At 68.6% G+C, this 14,421-nt stretch carries 12 protein-coding genes and 2 pseudogenes; 10 read left to right on the forward strand and 4 right to left on the reverse strand.

Features of this window, described 5'->3' with window-relative positions; genetic code table 11:
- Positions 1-135: 135 nt before the first annotated feature.
- From ACFTS5_RS12065 to ACFTS5_RS12075, 3 genes and pseudogenes are all read left to right on the forward strand, one after another.
- Positions 136-2,283, forward strand: coding sequence for a catalase (locus tag ACFTS5_RS12065; protein WP_378630193.1), 2,148 nt, complete (start codon positions 136-138; stop codon positions 2,281-2,283).
- Positions 2,284-2,560: 277 nt separating this feature from the next.
- Positions 2,561-2,953, forward strand: a complete 393-nt coding sequence (locus ACFTS5_RS12070; protein ID WP_378630194.1) for a hypothetical protein — start codon at positions 2,561-2,563, stop codon at positions 2,951-2,953.
- Positions 2,954-3,097: 144 nt separating this feature from the next.
- Positions 3,098-3,282 (forward strand): annotated as a pseudogene (locus ACFTS5_RS12075) (ornithine decarboxylase); the annotation flags it as partial.
- Here ACFTS5_RS12075 and ACFTS5_RS12080 read toward each other — a convergent pair.
- Positions 3,279-3,965: a PAS and ANTAR domain-containing protein gene (locus tag ACFTS5_RS12080; RefSeq protein WP_378630196.1), complete on the reverse strand. Its 687-nt coding sequence runs from the start codon at positions 3,963-3,965 to the stop codon at positions 3,279-3,281. The pseudogene ACFTS5_RS12075 and the gene ACFTS5_RS12080 sit on opposite strands and share 4 nt — an antisense overlap.
- A 124-nt stretch (positions 3,966-4,089) precedes the next feature.
- On the opposite strand from ACFTS5_RS12080, the gene ACFTS5_RS12085 reads away from it, so the two are divergent.
- The 3 genes from ACFTS5_RS12085 (at position 4,090) to ACFTS5_RS12095 (ending at position 6,028) form a co-directional block, all read left to right on the forward strand.
- Complete coding sequence (locus ACFTS5_RS12085) at positions 4,090-4,263, forward strand: CsbD family protein (protein WP_378630197.1); 174 nt, start codon at positions 4,090-4,092, stop codon at positions 4,261-4,263.
- Between the two features lie 78 nt (positions 4,264-4,341).
- The gene (locus ACFTS5_RS12090; protein WP_378630200.1) at positions 4,342-5,445 is read left to right on the forward strand and encodes a glutamate--cysteine ligase; all 1,104 of its coding nucleotides are present in this window, start codon (positions 4,342-4,344) and stop codon (positions 5,443-5,445) included.
- A 145-nt stretch (positions 5,446-5,590) separates the two neighbouring features.
- Positions 5,591-6,028 carry an anti-sigma factor antagonist gene (locus ACFTS5_RS12095; protein WP_378630202.1) on the forward strand — a complete coding sequence of 146 codons (438 nt, stop codon included), beginning with the start codon at positions 5,591-5,593 and terminating at the stop codon, positions 6,026-6,028.
- Positions 6,029-6,056: 28 nt separating this feature from the next.
- Here ACFTS5_RS12095 and ACFTS5_RS12100 read toward each other — a convergent pair whose 3' ends face one another.
- Positions 6,057-6,842 (reverse strand): alpha/beta fold hydrolase, encoded by a 786-nt coding sequence (locus ACFTS5_RS12100; protein ID WP_378630205.1) that lies wholly within the window; start codon positions 6,840-6,842, stop codon positions 6,057-6,059.
- A gap of 184 nt (positions 6,843-7,026) precedes the next feature.
- On the opposite strand from ACFTS5_RS12100, the gene ACFTS5_RS12105 reads away from it, so the two are divergent.
- The 4 genes and pseudogenes from ACFTS5_RS12105 (at position 7,027) to ACFTS5_RS12120 (ending at position 12,021) form a co-directional block, all read left to right on the forward strand.
- Positions 7,027-8,265: an alpha/beta hydrolase family protein gene (locus ACFTS5_RS12105; protein WP_378630206.1), complete on the forward strand. Its 1,239-nt coding sequence runs from the start codon at positions 7,027-7,029 to the stop codon at positions 8,263-8,265.
- A gap of 196 nt (positions 8,266-8,461) precedes the next feature.
- Positions 8,462-8,965, forward strand: a complete 504-nt coding sequence (locus ACFTS5_RS12110; protein ID WP_378630208.1) for a 2Fe-2S iron-sulfur cluster-binding protein — start codon at positions 8,462-8,464, stop codon at positions 8,963-8,965.
- Positions 8,962-9,948, forward strand: a complete 987-nt coding sequence (locus tag ACFTS5_RS12115; RefSeq protein WP_378630210.1) for an FAD binding domain-containing protein — start codon at positions 8,962-8,964, stop codon at positions 9,946-9,948. Before ACFTS5_RS12110 ends, ACFTS5_RS12115 begins: the two co-directional genes overlap by 4 nt.
- A pseudogene (locus tag ACFTS5_RS12120) lies at positions 9,945-12,021 on the forward strand (xanthine dehydrogenase family protein molybdopterin-binding subunit). Before ACFTS5_RS12115 ends, ACFTS5_RS12120 begins: the two are co-directional and overlap by 4 nt.
- Here ACFTS5_RS12120 and ACFTS5_RS12125 read toward each other — a convergent pair.
- Together ACFTS5_RS12125 and ACFTS5_RS12130 are read right to left on the reverse strand one after the other, a co-directional pair.
- Positions 12,022-13,209, reverse strand: a complete 1,188-nt coding sequence (locus tag ACFTS5_RS12125) for a lipase family protein (protein WP_378630212.1) — start codon at positions 13,207-13,209, stop codon at positions 12,022-12,024. It abuts the pseudogene before it with no gap.
- A 25-nt stretch (positions 13,210-13,234) separates the two neighbouring features.
- Complete coding sequence (locus ACFTS5_RS12130) at positions 13,235-14,407, reverse strand: lipase family protein (protein WP_378631429.1); 1,173 nt, start codon at positions 14,405-14,407, stop codon at positions 13,235-13,237.
- Positions 14,408-14,421: the final 14 nt, after the last annotated feature.

Below are 14,421 nucleotides of genomic sequence, written 5' to 3' on the forward strand. Positions count from 1 at the left end.
TCTCCATACGCGCCGCTTACCCCACGAGCCGAGTCCGAACCGCTGTTTGCCCCGCCGATAACGCGGTAGTCCGTCGAAGAAGTGGCAGGCCGTTCTCCGAATTCCCCGCGCGCGACGAAGGGACGACGAAATACCATGACCGACCGCGATATTCCCTCCGAATTCACCCATCCGCCGACTCCGCCCGACGAGGACGCCGGGACACCGTGTGAGCAGGCGGGTCCGGCAGCCGACCAGCAGGGGCCCGCGTTGCGCAGCCCCACGGGTGCGCCGATTCCCGGTGACGCGAGCGTGCGCGCCCAGCAGGGACCTCGGCTGACCACCCCGCAGGGCGCGGGGGTGGCCGACACCGATCACGCGCTCAAGGCGGGACCGCGCGGCCCGACGCTGCTGCAGGACTTCCATCTGCGCGAGAAGATCACCCACTTCGATCACGAACGCATCCCCGAGCGGGTCGTGCACGCTCGTGGCACCGCCGCCCACGGTGTGTTCGTCGCCAACGGCGCCGCCGCGTCGCTGACCCGCGCGAAGTTCCTGGCCGCCGACGCGCGCACCCCGGTCTTCGTACGGTTCTCGACGGTGCTCGGCTCACGTGGGTCGGCCGACACGGTGCGCGACACCCGCGGTTTCGCGGTGAAGTTCTATACCGGCGAAGGGGTCTATGACCTGGTCGGTAACAACATTCCGGTGTTCTTCATCCAGGAAGCGATCAAATTCCCCGATGTGATCCACGCGGGCAAGCCCGAGCCGGATCGTGAGATTCCGCAAGCGCAGTCCGCCCACGACACCTTCTGGGATTTCGTCACACTGCACACCGAGGCGACCGCCCATACCTTCTGGAACATGTCGGACCGGGCGCTGCCACGGTCGTTGCGGATGATGGAGGGATTCGGCGTCCACACCTATCGTCTCGTCGCCGAGGACGGCACGACGAGTCTGGTCAAATTCCACTGGAAGCCGCGCCTGGGCGTGCATTCGATGCTGTGGGAGGAAACGCAGCTCACGGCCGGTTTCGACCCGGATTTCCATCGCCGGGATCTGGCCGACACGATCGCGGCAGGCTACGCACCGGAATGGGATTTCGGTGTGCAGGTATTTCCCGACACCCCCGAGCACCTCTTCGAGGGCATCGATCTGCTCGACCCGACCAAGATCGTCCCCGAAGAACTCGCGCCGGTGCGGACCATCGGCACCTTACGGCTCACGGCAAATCCGGAGAACTTCTTCGCCGAAACCGAACAGGTCGCCTTCTGCCCCACACACCTGGTTCCGGGCATCGAGGTCACCGACGACCCGCTGCTGCAGGGCAGGCTGTTCTCCTATCTCGACACCCAGATCAGCCGGCTCGGCGGCCCGAATTTCACCCAGTTGCCGATCAATACGCCGCACGCCGACGTCAACGACCTCTTTCGGGACGGGATGCACCAGGGTGCCGTGCACCCCGGAGTCGCTGCCTACAAACCCAATTCGCTCGGCGGCGGTTGCCCCTACGCGGCGAGTTTCGCCGGCGAAGCCTTCGTCGAATCGCCGACACCCATTCCGCGGCCGACCGCGAAACTGCGGACCTCCGCCAACAGTGCGGGATCGGTGTCGTTCGCCGACCATTACTCGCAGCCGCGCATGTTCTATCGCAGCCTGACCACCGGCGAACAGCGGCATCTCGCCGACGCGTTCTCCTTCGAACTCGGGAAATGCCAGTCCGAGACGATCCAGCGGCGCGCTCTGCAGATGCTGGTCAATGTCGACGACGGGCTGGCCGAGTACGTCGCCGGTCAACTCGGCCTCGACAAGCCCGCCCCGAACAGCGACCATGTCGACCTCGCACCGAGTCCCGCGTTGTCGCAGCGACACGGCAGCTTCCCGGTGGACGGGCGCACGGTGGCCCTGCTGGTCGACGACACCACCTCGGGCGAAGCGATACGGGAGGTCTCGACCGCGCTGGAGGAGGCCAGGGTCCGGCCGATGGTCGTCGCGGCGCGCGGCGGTGTCATCGACGGTGTGCCGGTGGCACGGACTTTCGCCACCATGCGATCGGTCGAATTCGACGGCGCGCTGTTACTGGCCGCGCCGGCGGACTCCCGCGTGAACCTGCTGGTCGAGGAGATGTGGCGGCACGGCAAGGCGATCGCCGCGGTCGGCACAGCGGCCTCGGTGCTGCAGCGCAACGACATCGAACCCGATGCACCGGGAATCACCGTCGCCGACGCGGTGGCAGCGACGAGCGCGCTGCTCACCGATCTCGCCGAGCATCGTGCGTGGGCGCGCATCGAAGCCGACGCCTGACCCGATACCGACACTGCGCGCGTCCGTCGTTTCGAGTGCGAGTGCGCGGGCATCCCATCAAGTGTGGCGATCGGCCGAATGTGGAACGGGCGCCGAAGAACCGGCTCAGCCACGCTTTCGTAGGACGGTGTCGACACCGGAGTTACCTCGGGGCAGGTCGAGCGCACCATCACGATGCCAACGGCGTCATCGCGGTGCGCGCTCGACCTGCGTCGCGGCTTTTCGCGGGTGCCCAACGGCGTGCGCCCGCCGCAACACCCGATGACAGGAGGCGATGATGTTCGCGATCGAGCGCACCGAGTCGAGCCCGGTGCCGACACCGCCGGAACCCACACCACCAGGCCCTCCGCCGGACCCGTTCCTGCCGAACCCGGGCGATCCGGTGCCCGCCCCACCCAGCCCGCCGAGCCCGGATCCGATTCCTCGCCCGCCGGGCCCACCCGACCCGGATCCGGTGCCCCCGCCGCCGAGCCCGCCCGGCCCCGATCCGGTGCCCGCCCCGCCGACTCCGCCCGGTCCCGGTGATCCGGTGCCTGTTCCGCCGGAGCCGCCCGGCCCCGACCTGCCCCCGCCGCCGATCCTTCGAGGTCTCACCGAGCCACTCGCCCCCGGCTCGGCTCGGCCCGTGTCCTCGGTGTCACCGCGCCCCGGCCTCGCGGCGCGGCTATAGGCAATCAGGGAGGTCGGTTCGATGGACCACCGCACGGCCCCGCTGGTCGCCGCGGTAGCCGACTGCCGCGGGCTCAGCCGCTACGGATTCACCCTGTCGGCGCGAGGGGTTACCAAGCCGCCGACGGGTTGCGCGCCCACCGTCGGCCGGATCGCCGCCGAGCAACTCACCCCGTACCCACCCGGTATTCCCGCGATCGTGCCGGGCGAGCGGATCGACGCGGCCGTCATGGATTATCTGCGCACCGGAGTCGCCGCGGAAGCATGAACGTGCCCGACGCGAGCGATCCGCGGCTGGACATCTTCCGCGTGGTCGCGGGTCGTCACTAACCGTTGGCGTCCACCTGGGCGCCTTCGTGCGCGGTCAGCAGGACGTGGTCGAGCCGGGTGCGCAACCGCACCTCGTCACCGGCCACGGTCGGCAGCGCGGCCACCAGCCGTTCGGCGATGGCGCGCAGCTTCACGTTGGTCTCCTGTGAGCGCCACTGGAGTACCCGGAACGCCTGGTCGGCGTTGACGCTGTAGGCGAGCATCAACGCGCCTTTGGCCTGTTCGATCACCATGCGCGCCTCCAGCAGCCCCGGCAGGGTGCTGTCGAGTGCCTCGCGCCGGTATCCGGCCGCGGTGTCGGACAGGTCGATGTAATAGCCCTCGGTGCCGATCACCGTCCCGTCCGCGTCGACGAGCGGCTCCGACACGACCAGCACATCGCGTACCCGGCCGTGCGTATCGATGATGCGGTGGTGGCTGGAGAACGCGCCGCTGTCCTCGACCGAGGTGATCATGGCCGCGACCCGATCACGATCGTCGGGATGCTTGTGCGAGAGCAGCATCTCGGTGGTCGGCACGGTGCCGGGCTGGTAGCCGTGCATCCGCGCGACCTCATCGGACCATTCCCATTGCCGGGTGGCGAATCGAAACCGGAATCGGCCGACCGTCAACGAGTCGCCGACCCCGACCACGCGTTCGACAAGCGCGCGCTCTGCGGTGGATGCGTTGTCCAGTTCGGTCATGCGTTGATTATTCACCCTGGGCGCCGCGCCTGTTTGCACCTGACAGACCCGGGTAGGCCGTCGATGGGTCCCCAGGACGGCCCGCGGCCACCGAGTGGCCGAGAAACAGCCTGAAAGGAATGCCATGGGTATCGCTGACAAGGCGAAGAACAAGGCCGAAGAGCTGGCAGGCAAGGCCAAGGAAACCACCGGCCGCGCCACCGACGATCGCGATCTCGAGAACGAGGGTCGCGGCGAGCAGGTCAAGTCGAACCTGAAGGACGCGGGCGAGAAGGTCAAGGACGCTTTCCGCGACTGACCGGTCACGCCGCTCGGGTCATCGGTCCTTCACCGGACCGATGACCCGGGCCCGCTCCGCAGGTGCTGGAGGTGAGAAGTGTCCGCGCATGTACCGACGGTCGGCGTCGAGGAAGAGTTCCTGCTGACCGATCCCGAGTCCGGCGCGCCCGCGCCGAAGAACACGCTGGTCGCCGAGACGGCGAAGAAGGCCGGGATCGATCTGCAGCTGGAGCTGACGAGCTGTCAGGTCGAGACGAGCAGCGCGGTGCACTCCGAGATCGGCGCCTTGCTGGCGGACTTGCGGACCGCACGGCGCCGGGTGGCCGAATGCGCGGCCGAGCACGGCACCCGGTTGCTGGCGGTCGCGGTACCACCCACCGTCCCCGAGGGATACCCGGTCACCGATACGCCGCGCTATCAGCGCATCGCGCACGCTTTCGGCATGATCGCCCACGAGCAGGGGCTGTGCGGGTGCCACGTGCACGTGGCGGTGCCCGACCGCGAAACCGCGGTCTTGGTGAGCAATCATGTCCGGCCACGGTTGCCGGTACTGCTCGCCTTGACCGCGAATTCGGCGATCTACCGCGGCAGCGAGACCGGCTACGCGAGTTGGCGCAGTATTCTGTGGCGCCGGTGGCCCAGCGCGGGTCCGCCGCCGTATTTCGGGTCGCTGCGTGACTACGAATCGATCGTCGCGATGATGCGATCCAGCGGCAGCATCCTGGACAACAAGATGGTCTATTGGGATGTCCGCCCGTCGGAATCCTTTCCGACCGTCGAGATCCGCGTGAGCGATGTCCCGGCGACAGCCGAGGAATCCGCCTTGCTGGCCGCCCTCATCCGCGGAATCGTCACTACCGCGCTCGACGCGATCGCGCAGGACATTCCCGCTCCCAACGTGCCCGGCGAAGTCCTGCGCGCCGCCTACTGGAACGCCGCGCGATCCGGGCTCGACGGCAACGGCCTCGACCTCGTCGCGGGGCGCGTCGTTCCCCACCGGGACCTGCTGGCCGGGCTCGTCGAGGACATCGCATCGGCATTGCATCGTTGTGGTGATCACGACTTCGTCACCGATGCGGTCAGGGCGCTCGGCGAGCGCGGAAACGGCGCGCGCCGGCAGCTGGCGGCGATGAATCGACGACGCGAGATCGCCGATGTGATCGGCGAGCTCGCCGACGCCACCCTCGAGGGCTGCCGCTGATCGCGACGCCGGGCGCATCAGATCCATCACAATCGCAGACACAGTCGATTGAGCGTGCTGAAATGGAAATCACCAGCCGGTCTTGAGCAACCAGGACCGGCCGGGGCAGTGTGTACACCTGCCGGTGTCGAGGGATCGGGCACTCGTGAACACCCATTCCGGCCATGGCGACCAACCGTCGCGGATCGATGAATCCGACTCAACACTGCGTGCGGAGGTCACTCTCCATCACACGGCCACCGTTCTGCACGTGCACGGCGAGATCGACGCCTGCAACCTGCCTCGATGGCGCACCATTCTCGACGGAGCCATCACGGCGGAGGGGGAGTCGGGCCACTTGGTGATCGACATCAGAGACGTGACGTTCATGTCCTGCCGGGCGATCCTCGACATGGCGACCCGCGCGCAGCAGAGTCAGTTGCGCATGAGTGTGGTCAATCCCGTGCCGTCGGTCACCAACCGGATCATCGTCGCGGCCGGTCTCACCGAGTGGCTACCCGTCTACCCGAGCCGAACCGAGGCTCTGGCCGCCGCGCCCGCGCCCACCCGAACGATTCCCCCGGCGTCGTGGACGACGACATAGATCTGGGGCCGATAAGCCAGGTCCGGGTTCAATCGTTCGCGGCGGAATCGGTGAGAATCGGCAGCAACGCCTTGGCACTGACCATGTGGTCCTGCCCGGCGAGCACCTGATGCCTCGCCTGGGGAATCGCCTCGGCGAGCTCCCGGGACACCTGCTGCATCCCGGGCGGGTTCTTCTCCCCGACAACGACTTTCACGGGAACCCGGATCTTCTCGAAACGTTCCACCGGGGGAAGTGTCTCGGTGATCGCGATGTCGTACATCAGTGTGGGGGCGAGTGCTTTCATCGTCGTCCACCCGGGAAACAGCGGTAGCAGCGCGACGAACGCGCCCGGCATCCCGATCCCACGCAGAAACGCCTTCAGCGCTCGCGCGTTCTTCGCCTGGTCGAGCAGCGCACGCACCGTCGCGGCCAGCTCGGCGTAGGACGCCCGTTCGGCCTCGTCGTGCACATAGGGGGCGTCGTAGATCACGACCCTGTCGATCTTGTCCGGCATCCGTACCGCCGCTTCGAGCGCCAGCGCGGCACCCGAGGAATGTCCGTAGAGAATCGCGCGCCCACCGGCGGCATCGACCATCGCCTCGATGTCGTCGACTTCCCGCTCGATCGCATACGGCTGTACGTCCCCGCTGTCGCCTCGGCCGCGCCGGTCGTAGTTGTACACGGTGAAGCGCGTGGCGAACACCCGCACGTCGGCGGCGATCGGCCGAAACCGCCGGAAACACGTCGCGCCGGTGATGTACACGAGCGCAGGCCCGTCACCGGACACGTCGTAGGCGAGTTCGGTGCCGTCCTTCGACGTAGCGATCCTCATAGCTCGTTCCTTTCGGTGCCCCGGCGCGCGCGGATCCCGATCGATCCACTGTCTATCACTACGACGATGTCGCCCCCGCAAACTCATCGGTGCGCCACGGGAGCGCTGTCGGGCGGAGCGGTATATTGCGCCGCGGCCCGACCGGGACGTGTTCGACGCGACGAATCAGGAGGATTCAGTGGTGATGGAATCAGGCACGGAGCCGGCGTCGATCGTCCTGCGTCGATGCGCACGGGCAGTCGCGGTGGTGCTGGCCGTCTGCGCTTCGGCGGTCCCGGCCGCCACCGCCGAGCCCACGTCGGCCGGTCTCGAATTCTATTCTCCGGCACCGGAATCGGTGGCAGGCGAGCACGGATCGGTGATCTCGTCACAGCCGATTGGCGGGGAGCCGGGACTGCCGGGGGCGCGCAATTTCCTTGTGCTCTACCGGTCGGTGGATGTGCACGGTCAGCCGGTCGCCGTCTCCGGTACGGTCGCTGTCCCGGAGGGCACCCCGCCGGCCGGCGGTTGGCCGCTGATCTCCTGGGCACACGGCACCACCGGCACCGCCGACGTGTGCGCACCTTCGCGGGACACCGGCGCCGGATTTCCCGCTCACGACTACACCTCGTTGACGCGCGAGACCCTGGCACGATGGATCGCTGCCGGATACGCGGTGGCGCAGACCGACTATCAGGGTTTGGGTACGCCGGGCCCGCACGGCTATCTCATCGGGGAGGCCGAGCAGCGTGCGGTCGCGGACATGGCCCTGGCGGCGCGGGTGATCGCGCCCGAGATCGGGACTCGCTGGGTGGCGATGGGACATTCGCAGGGTGGTCAGGCCGCCGTCTACGCCAACGCGCGCTCGCAGCAGTGGGCGCCGCAACTGCGCTTGCTCGGTGCGGTGGCGATGGCGCCCGCCTCGCATCTGGGGCCGGTCGTGCAGGCCTTCACCCTCGCCCGGCGGACCGGCATCGCCGAGAAGGTGGACGCACCGGCGGGCTCGGTGTCGTTCATTCCGCTGTTCATCCGTGGCGCCCAGACCGTCGCCGACATCGATCCGTCGGCATTCCTTACCGCCGAAGCTGATTCGATGGTGGGCCAGGCCGATGACCGCTGCATCGGACAGCTGCGTGCGCGGGATTCCTGGGGCGGGCTCGGCGCGGGTGACACGTTCTCCGCCGACGCCGATCCCGGTGCGCTGGTGCGGGTTCTCGACGACAACGACCCCAGCGGGCTGGCGCTGACCACCCCGATGCTGGTCTTGCAGGGCAAGGCCGACACCGTCGTCCTGCCCGCCGGCACCGACGCCATGGTCGCTCAGCAGCAGCTGACCGGCCAACCCGTGGAATACCGCACCTACCCCGGCGTCGATCACCGCGCCATCCTCGGCGCGGGCAACGACGACGCCCTCGCCTGGGTGAACGCCCGCTTCGCCGGCTGAAACACAGCGCGCACGTCCCGGCGATCACGCCGGTGGTGATCTCCGGCGAAACCACGGCGGATGTGGTCGGGGTGCACGACGGTCGACGGCCGGATTGGTAGCGTGGCCGAAGTGCGTACTGTGGTTGCGTACGTGCTGGTAGCGGGCCCGGAGGGGCCTGTGCGGAGTCGGTGTCCCACGACGAGAGGCCGTTTCGATGCGAGCGCGGATCAGTGTGACCGTCGATGGGCGGACGCGGGTGGTGGACATCGACACCCGCACCACCCTGTTGGATGCCCTGCGTGAACAACTGGGCGTCACTAGCCCGAAGAAGGGCTGCGACCGCGGGCAATGCGGGTCGTGCACCGTCCTGCTGGACGGCCGAAGGGCGACGTCGTGCCTCGCGTTGGCCGTCGCACACGACGGGGCGACGATCGTCACCGCCGACGGACTGGCCGACGGTGACGACCTGCATCCGGTCCAGCGGGCATTCCTCGAACACGACGGCTTCCAGTGCGGCTACTGCACGCCGGGCCAGATCTGTTCGGCGGTCGGCATGCTCGACGAGGTGCGGGCGGGCGCACCGAGTCACGTGACGGCGGACCCCACGGGCGAGATCGTGCTGAGCGCCGACGAGATCCGGGAACGCATGAGCGGCAATCTGTGTCGCTGCGGGGCGTATCCGAACATCGTCGCGGCGATTCAGGAGGTCGCTCGATGAGGGAGTTCGCCTACGAACGCGCCACTGACGCGGGGCAAGCGGTAGCAGCGGTACTCGTCGAGCCCGACGCCGTATTCCTCGGTGCGGGAACCAATCTCGTCGATCACCTCAAACTCGGGATCATCGCGCCGGGCAAGCTCGTCGATGTCAGCGGACTGCCGCTCGATCAGGTGACCCAGCTGCCCGACGGCGGTGTCCGCATCGGGTCAGCGGTGCGCAATGCCGATCTCGCCGCGCATCCGGCCATCCGGGCGCGGTACCCGATGCTGTCGGCGGCGCTGTTGGCGGGTGCGTCGGCCCAGCTGCGCAATCTCGCCACCACCGGCGGAAATCTGTTGCAGCGCACCAGATGTCCCTACTTCCAGGATTCGACTGTGCCGTGCAACAAGCGTGAACCCGGCAGCGGATGCTCGGCGATCGGCGGGTTCGATCGCGACCAGGCCATCCTCGGCACGTCCGATCAGTGCATCGCCACCCATCCCTCCGACATGGCGGTGGCGATGGCCGGGCTGGGTGCGGTGGTGCGGGTGCTCGGCGCCGTCGGTGAGCGCGAGATCCCACTGGTCGACCTCTATCGGCTGCCCGGCGACGAACCCGACCGGGACACGATCCTCGACCACGGTGACCTGATCACCGCCGTCGACCTGCCCGCACTCGAGTGGGCGAGCACCTCCACCTACCGCAAGGTCCGCGATCGTGCGTCGTTCGCGTTCGCCCTGGTCTCGGTGGCCGCCGCCGTCGACATCGCCGACGGCGTCGTGCGGGATGTGCGGATCGCGTTCGGCGGTGTCGCGGCCAAACCATGGCGAGCATTCGCCGCCGAAGCGCAACTGCGCGGCCGGGCGGCCACCGAGGAGAACTTCGCCGCCGCGGCGGATGTCGAACTCGCCGCTGCGCGCCCACAGCGGCAGAACGGTTTCAAGATCCCCTTGGCGCGCAATGTGCTCGTCGCGGCCCTGCGCGAGCTGAGCGAGGTGCGATGAACTCACCGGCGATCGGCAGCTCGCCCACCCGTATCGAAGGGCCGGCCAAACTCCGCGGTGTCGCGCCCTACGCGATGGAGAATCCGCAACAGGATCCGTTGTACGGCTTCGTGATTCAGTCGACGATCATCCGCGGGAGCATCCGCGAGATCGACACCTCCGTGGCCGAACGGATGGACGGCGTCGTCACCGTGCTCACCCACCACAACGCTCCCCGGCTGGCCGTCGACGACGACAACGAACTGTTCATCCTGCAGAACGCCGAGATCGCATTCCGCGGGCAAGCGATCGGCGCCGTCGTAGCGACGAGCCTGGAGGTGGCCTGCGAAGCGGCCGCGCACGTGCGGGTGACCTACGACGAGCAGACCGCCGACGTCACGTTCAGTGCCGACCGGGACGACCTCCACAACCCCGGGGAAGTGAGCGGCGGCTTTCCCGCCCGACACCACGATCGGTGACGTCGACGCCGCCATGGCGATCGCCCCGGTCACCATCGACCACACCTATACGACCGCGATGGTCCACAACAACCCGATGGAACCGCATGCCACCATCGCGCACTGGACCGACGACACCTTGACGCTGTTCGACTCCACCCAGGGCCCGCATGTGGTGCGCGCCGAGATCGCGCCCCTGTTCGGCCTGGCGCCCGAGCGGGTGCGGGTGATCGCGCCTTTCGTCGGCGGTGGCTTCGGATCCAAAGGTGAGCCGCACGCCAATATCGTGCTCGCGGCGATGGCCGCGAAACTCTGCGACGGGCGACCCGTGAAACTGCCGCTGACCAGGCAACAGCTGTTCTCCCTCGCCGGTTATCGGACGCCGACCAGCCAGCGCGTCCGGCTCGGCGCGCACCCCGACGGCACCCTGACCGCCATCGCTCACGACGCGATCGCGCAGGCCTCCACCGTGAAGGAATTCGCCGAGCCGACCGCCGTGGTCACCCGCGTGATGTACGCGGCGGCCAACCGATCGACCTCGCACCGTTTCGCGGCACTGAATGTTCCCGTGTCGTCCTGGATGCGGGCGCCCGGGCACTGTCCGGGCATGTTCGCCGCGGAGACGGCGATGGACGAACTCGCGATCGCCCTCGGCATGGACCCGATCGCTGTGCGCATCCACAACGAACCAGAGGTCGACCCGGAATCGGGGCGCCCGTTCTCCACCCGTGGGCTGGTCGAATGCCTGCGTGCCGGGGCGAAGCGCTTCGGCTGGGCAGAGCGTGACCCGGCCCCGAAGTCGCGGCGCGAAGGCCGATGGCTGGTCGGATCCGGAGTCGCCGCGGCGACCTACCCGGCCGATACCTCCGCGGGCAACAGCGCCCGCGTGCGCTACACCGGGGATCGCTACGAAGTCGCCATCGACGCCGTCGATATCGGTACCGGCACCTGGACATCCCTCGGCCAGATCGCCGCCGACGCCCTCGGGGTCGACTCGGATCGCATCGATCTGCGCATCGGCGATTCCGATCTCCCCCAGGGGACGGTCGCGGGCGGTTCGACCGGCATGGCGTCCTGGGGTTCGGCCGTGGTGGCGGCCGCGCGGGCCTTCCGTGACCGCTTCGGGCCGGAACCCGCCGACGGCGCCGAGACCACCGTCGAGGCGCCCGAATATCCAGGGAGAGAGAACTTCTCGACGCATGCGTTCGGTGCGCACTTCGTCGAGGTCCGCGTGAACACCGACACCGCCGAGATCCGGGTTCCGCGCGTGGTCAGCGTTTTCGGCGCGGGCCGCATCATCAATCCACGGATGGCCCGTTCACAGTTCATCGGCGCTGTCACCATGGGTCTGTCGATGGCGCTGTTCGAACAGAGCGAGTTCGATCCGCGCCTGGGCGCCGTGGTCAACCACGACCTCGCCGGGTACCACATCCCGGTCAACGCCGATATCGGCGACATCGACGTCAGCTGGATCGACGAACACGATCCGCATCTGAACCCGATGGGCAGCAAGGGAATCGGCGAGATCGGCATCGTCGGCTCGGCGGCCGCGGTGGGCAACGCGATCCACCACGCCACCGGTGTCCGCGTTCGCCACGTGCCCATCCATCTCGAAGACCTGCTCGGCGCGCTCTGATCAGCAGCGGGTCGGCGCGGGTTCGCCCCGGAACCTGGCTTCGATGAAGTTCCAGGCCTCGGGCAGACCCGCCACCGCGGTCGTCATGTGCTCGGCTATCTGATAGCGGGAGAACGTGACCGGCGCGCCTGCCGCGCAGTAGCGGGTGGCGACGTCTTCGACGGCGTCGAAGGGGGTCAGTTCGTCGAAGACGCCCTGCCAGATCAGCATCGGCGTCTCGGGCACCTCGGGGTCGTAGCGCAAACTGTTCTCCCGCAACACCGCTCGTGCCTCGGGGCTGTCCATCAGGGACTTGGTCGCCGCCAGCTGTTCGGCGCTGCGGGCCACACCGTGGAACAGCAGGAAGCGCCGGCATTCGTCAGCGGTGAAGTCACGGAACCACAGGCCCTCGCCGTTGAGCTGGTCGGAAATGGGCAGACGCCGGGGGTATTCGCGCTCCAGGCCCATCGCCGCCGCCCAGGCGAGGCCGAAACCGGGATGGTGCCCGAAGCCGATCCCGAGGGCCATCTGTTCGAGGTCGGCCGGGATGCCGCCGGCGGCGACGCCCGCGAGCTTCAGTTCCGGTGCGTAGGTCGGTTGCAGCGCGGCCGCCCACGCGGTCGCCAGCCCGCCGCCGGAGTACCCGGCGAGGGCGATGGGGGACTGGCCGAGGCCGAGTTCGGGCGCGCGCTGGAGCGCTCGCACACTGTCGAGGGTGACCATGCCGCTGAGCCGGGCGGCGCCGTAGGCGACATTCGGCCCGAGGTAGTCCGGCAAGGCGACCGCCCAACCGCGGCCCAGCGGCAGCGCCGCGCCGAACGCGTCGGGGGTTTCGTCGTTGATCAGCGAGGTGGACGGGTTGCATTTGGTGCCGAGGGAATTGATCAGCGCCTGGTAGGACACCAGCGGCGGGTTCGTGACGCCGGCAGGGATCAGGACCGTGGTGACGCCCATGATCGGGTCGCCCGCGGAGTTGGTCGAGCGGAAGGCGACGTGCCAGATGTCGGTGCCCTGGTAGGGGCCGAGGTCGAACTTCCGTTGCCGCACCACATCACCGGGCGCGAAGTCGCCGATATCGGCCGGTGCGGTGAAGAAGGGATCGGGATTGGGGGTGGGGTAGCGCGGCTCCGGCGTCGCCGCGGGAGCGAAGATGGCGAGGGTGAGGCCGTAGAACAGCACCGTGAGTGCGGCCGTCAAAATCCGGCGCATGGTGGATCCTTCTCTCTGGCGGAAGTCAGCAGTTGCTCGGTGCGGGCTCGCCGCGGAAGCGGGCGTCGAGCCACGCGACGGCAGACGGGAAACCCATGACCGCGGTGGCCAGGTGGTCGGGGCTCGGATAGAGCTCCGACTGCACCGGTGTCCCGGCCTCGCAGTAGCGCTGGTTCGTGCGATCGACCGCGTCGACGGGGATGAGCGGGTCGATGGGGGTGTGCCACTCGAAGATCGGGATCGTCGGCACGGGCTCGAACAGTTCCAGGCTGTTGGCGTCGCCGACTTCCCACGCCCGCGGGTCGTCGATCAGTGAGACGGTCGAGGCGAGGTCGGAGGCGCTGTGCATGGCTCCGGCGGCGATGAGTTCGACCGTGCACCCGTTGGCCATGGCATCGCGCACCGCCAAGCCGGTGTCGTTGAGCTGCCCGCTGATCGGCAGGCGGTCGGGGTATTCGCGTTCGAGTCCGAGTGCCGCGGCCATCGCGAGGCCGAACATGGGATGCGGGGCGAAGCCGAGTGCGCGCGCCATCGTGGTGATGTTCATCGGCACCCCGCCCTGCGCGGCGCCGACCAGGCGCAGTTCGGGCGCGTACTGCGGTGCGAGCGCGGCCGCCCAGCCGGTCGCCATGCCGCCGCCGGAGTACCCGAGCATGGCCGCCGGGCTGTCGGCGAGACCCAGTTGCGCGACCCTGGTCGCGGCCCGGATGCCGTCGAGGGTGATCTGGCCGCCGAGTCTGGCCGCGCCGTAGGCGGCGTTGGGGCCGAGATGGTCGGGCAGCGCGATGCTCCAGCCGCGCAGCAGCATCGTGTTCAGCAGCGGCACAGCACGATAGAGCAGATTCGGATCGTAGGCGTAGAGGGCCCGCGAGACCGCGCACTGGGTGCCGAGACCATTGATGATGTGCTGGTAGGACAGCAGCGGCGCGCCGGGGCGATGGTCTTTCGGGGTGAGGATCGTGGTGGTCGCGGCGATCGGCCTGCCCTGGGAATCATTGGACCGGAACTTCACCAAAGTGACTGTGGCGGTGGGGAAGTAGGGCAGTGGCTCCTGGACCCGGACCGCCAGGACCGCCCCGGGTTCCTTGCTCGCGATGTCGGCGGGCGCGGCGTAGAAGGGATCGGGGTCGGGAGCCGGGTACACCGGGGGTGCCCCGGCGGCCGACGGCGGGCCGGAGGCGGTGAGAAGCCCGACCATGACGGCGCAGGCCA

The organism is Nocardia sp. NPDC056952, assembly GCF_042674185.1.
Lineage (GTDB): Bacteria > Actinomycetota > Actinomycetes > Mycobacteriales > Mycobacteriaceae > Nocardia.

Coding starts and splice junctions, on each gene's coding strand:
- ACFTS5_RS12065 (WP_378630193.1), top strand. CDS start 136: ATGACCGACCGCGATATTCCCTCCGAATTCACCCATCCGCCGACTCCG.
- ACFTS5_RS12070 (WP_378630194.1), top strand. CDS start 2,561: ATGTTCGCGATCGAGCGCACCGAGTCGAGCCCGGTGCCGACACCGCCG.
- ACFTS5_RS12080 (WP_378630196.1), bottom strand. CDS start 3,965: ATGACCGAACTGGACAACGCATCCACCGCAGAGCGCGCGCTTGTCGAA.
- ACFTS5_RS12085 (WP_378630197.1), top strand. CDS start 4,090: ATGGGTATCGCTGACAAGGCGAAGAACAAGGCCGAAGAGCTGGCAGGC.
- ACFTS5_RS12100 (WP_378630205.1), bottom strand. CDS start 6,842: ATGAGGATCGCTACGTCGAAGGACGGCACCGAACTCGCCTACGACGTG.
- ACFTS5_RS12105 (WP_378630206.1), top strand. CDS start 7,027: ATGGAATCAGGCACGGAGCCGGCGTCGATCGTCCTGCGTCGATGCGCA.
- ACFTS5_RS12110 (WP_378630208.1), top strand. CDS start 8,462: ATGCGAGCGCGGATCAGTGTGACCGTCGATGGGCGGACGCGGGTGGTG.
- ACFTS5_RS12115 (WP_378630210.1), top strand. CDS start 8,962: ATGAGGGAGTTCGCCTACGAACGCGCCACTGACGCGGGGCAAGCGGTA.
- ACFTS5_RS12125 (WP_378630212.1), bottom strand. CDS start 13,209: ATGCGCCGGATTTTGACGGCCGCACTCACGGTGCTGTTCTACGGCCTC.
- ACFTS5_RS12130 (WP_378631429.1), bottom strand. CDS start 14,407: ATGGTCGGGCTTCTCACCGCCTCCGGCCCGCCGTCGGCCGCCGGGGCA.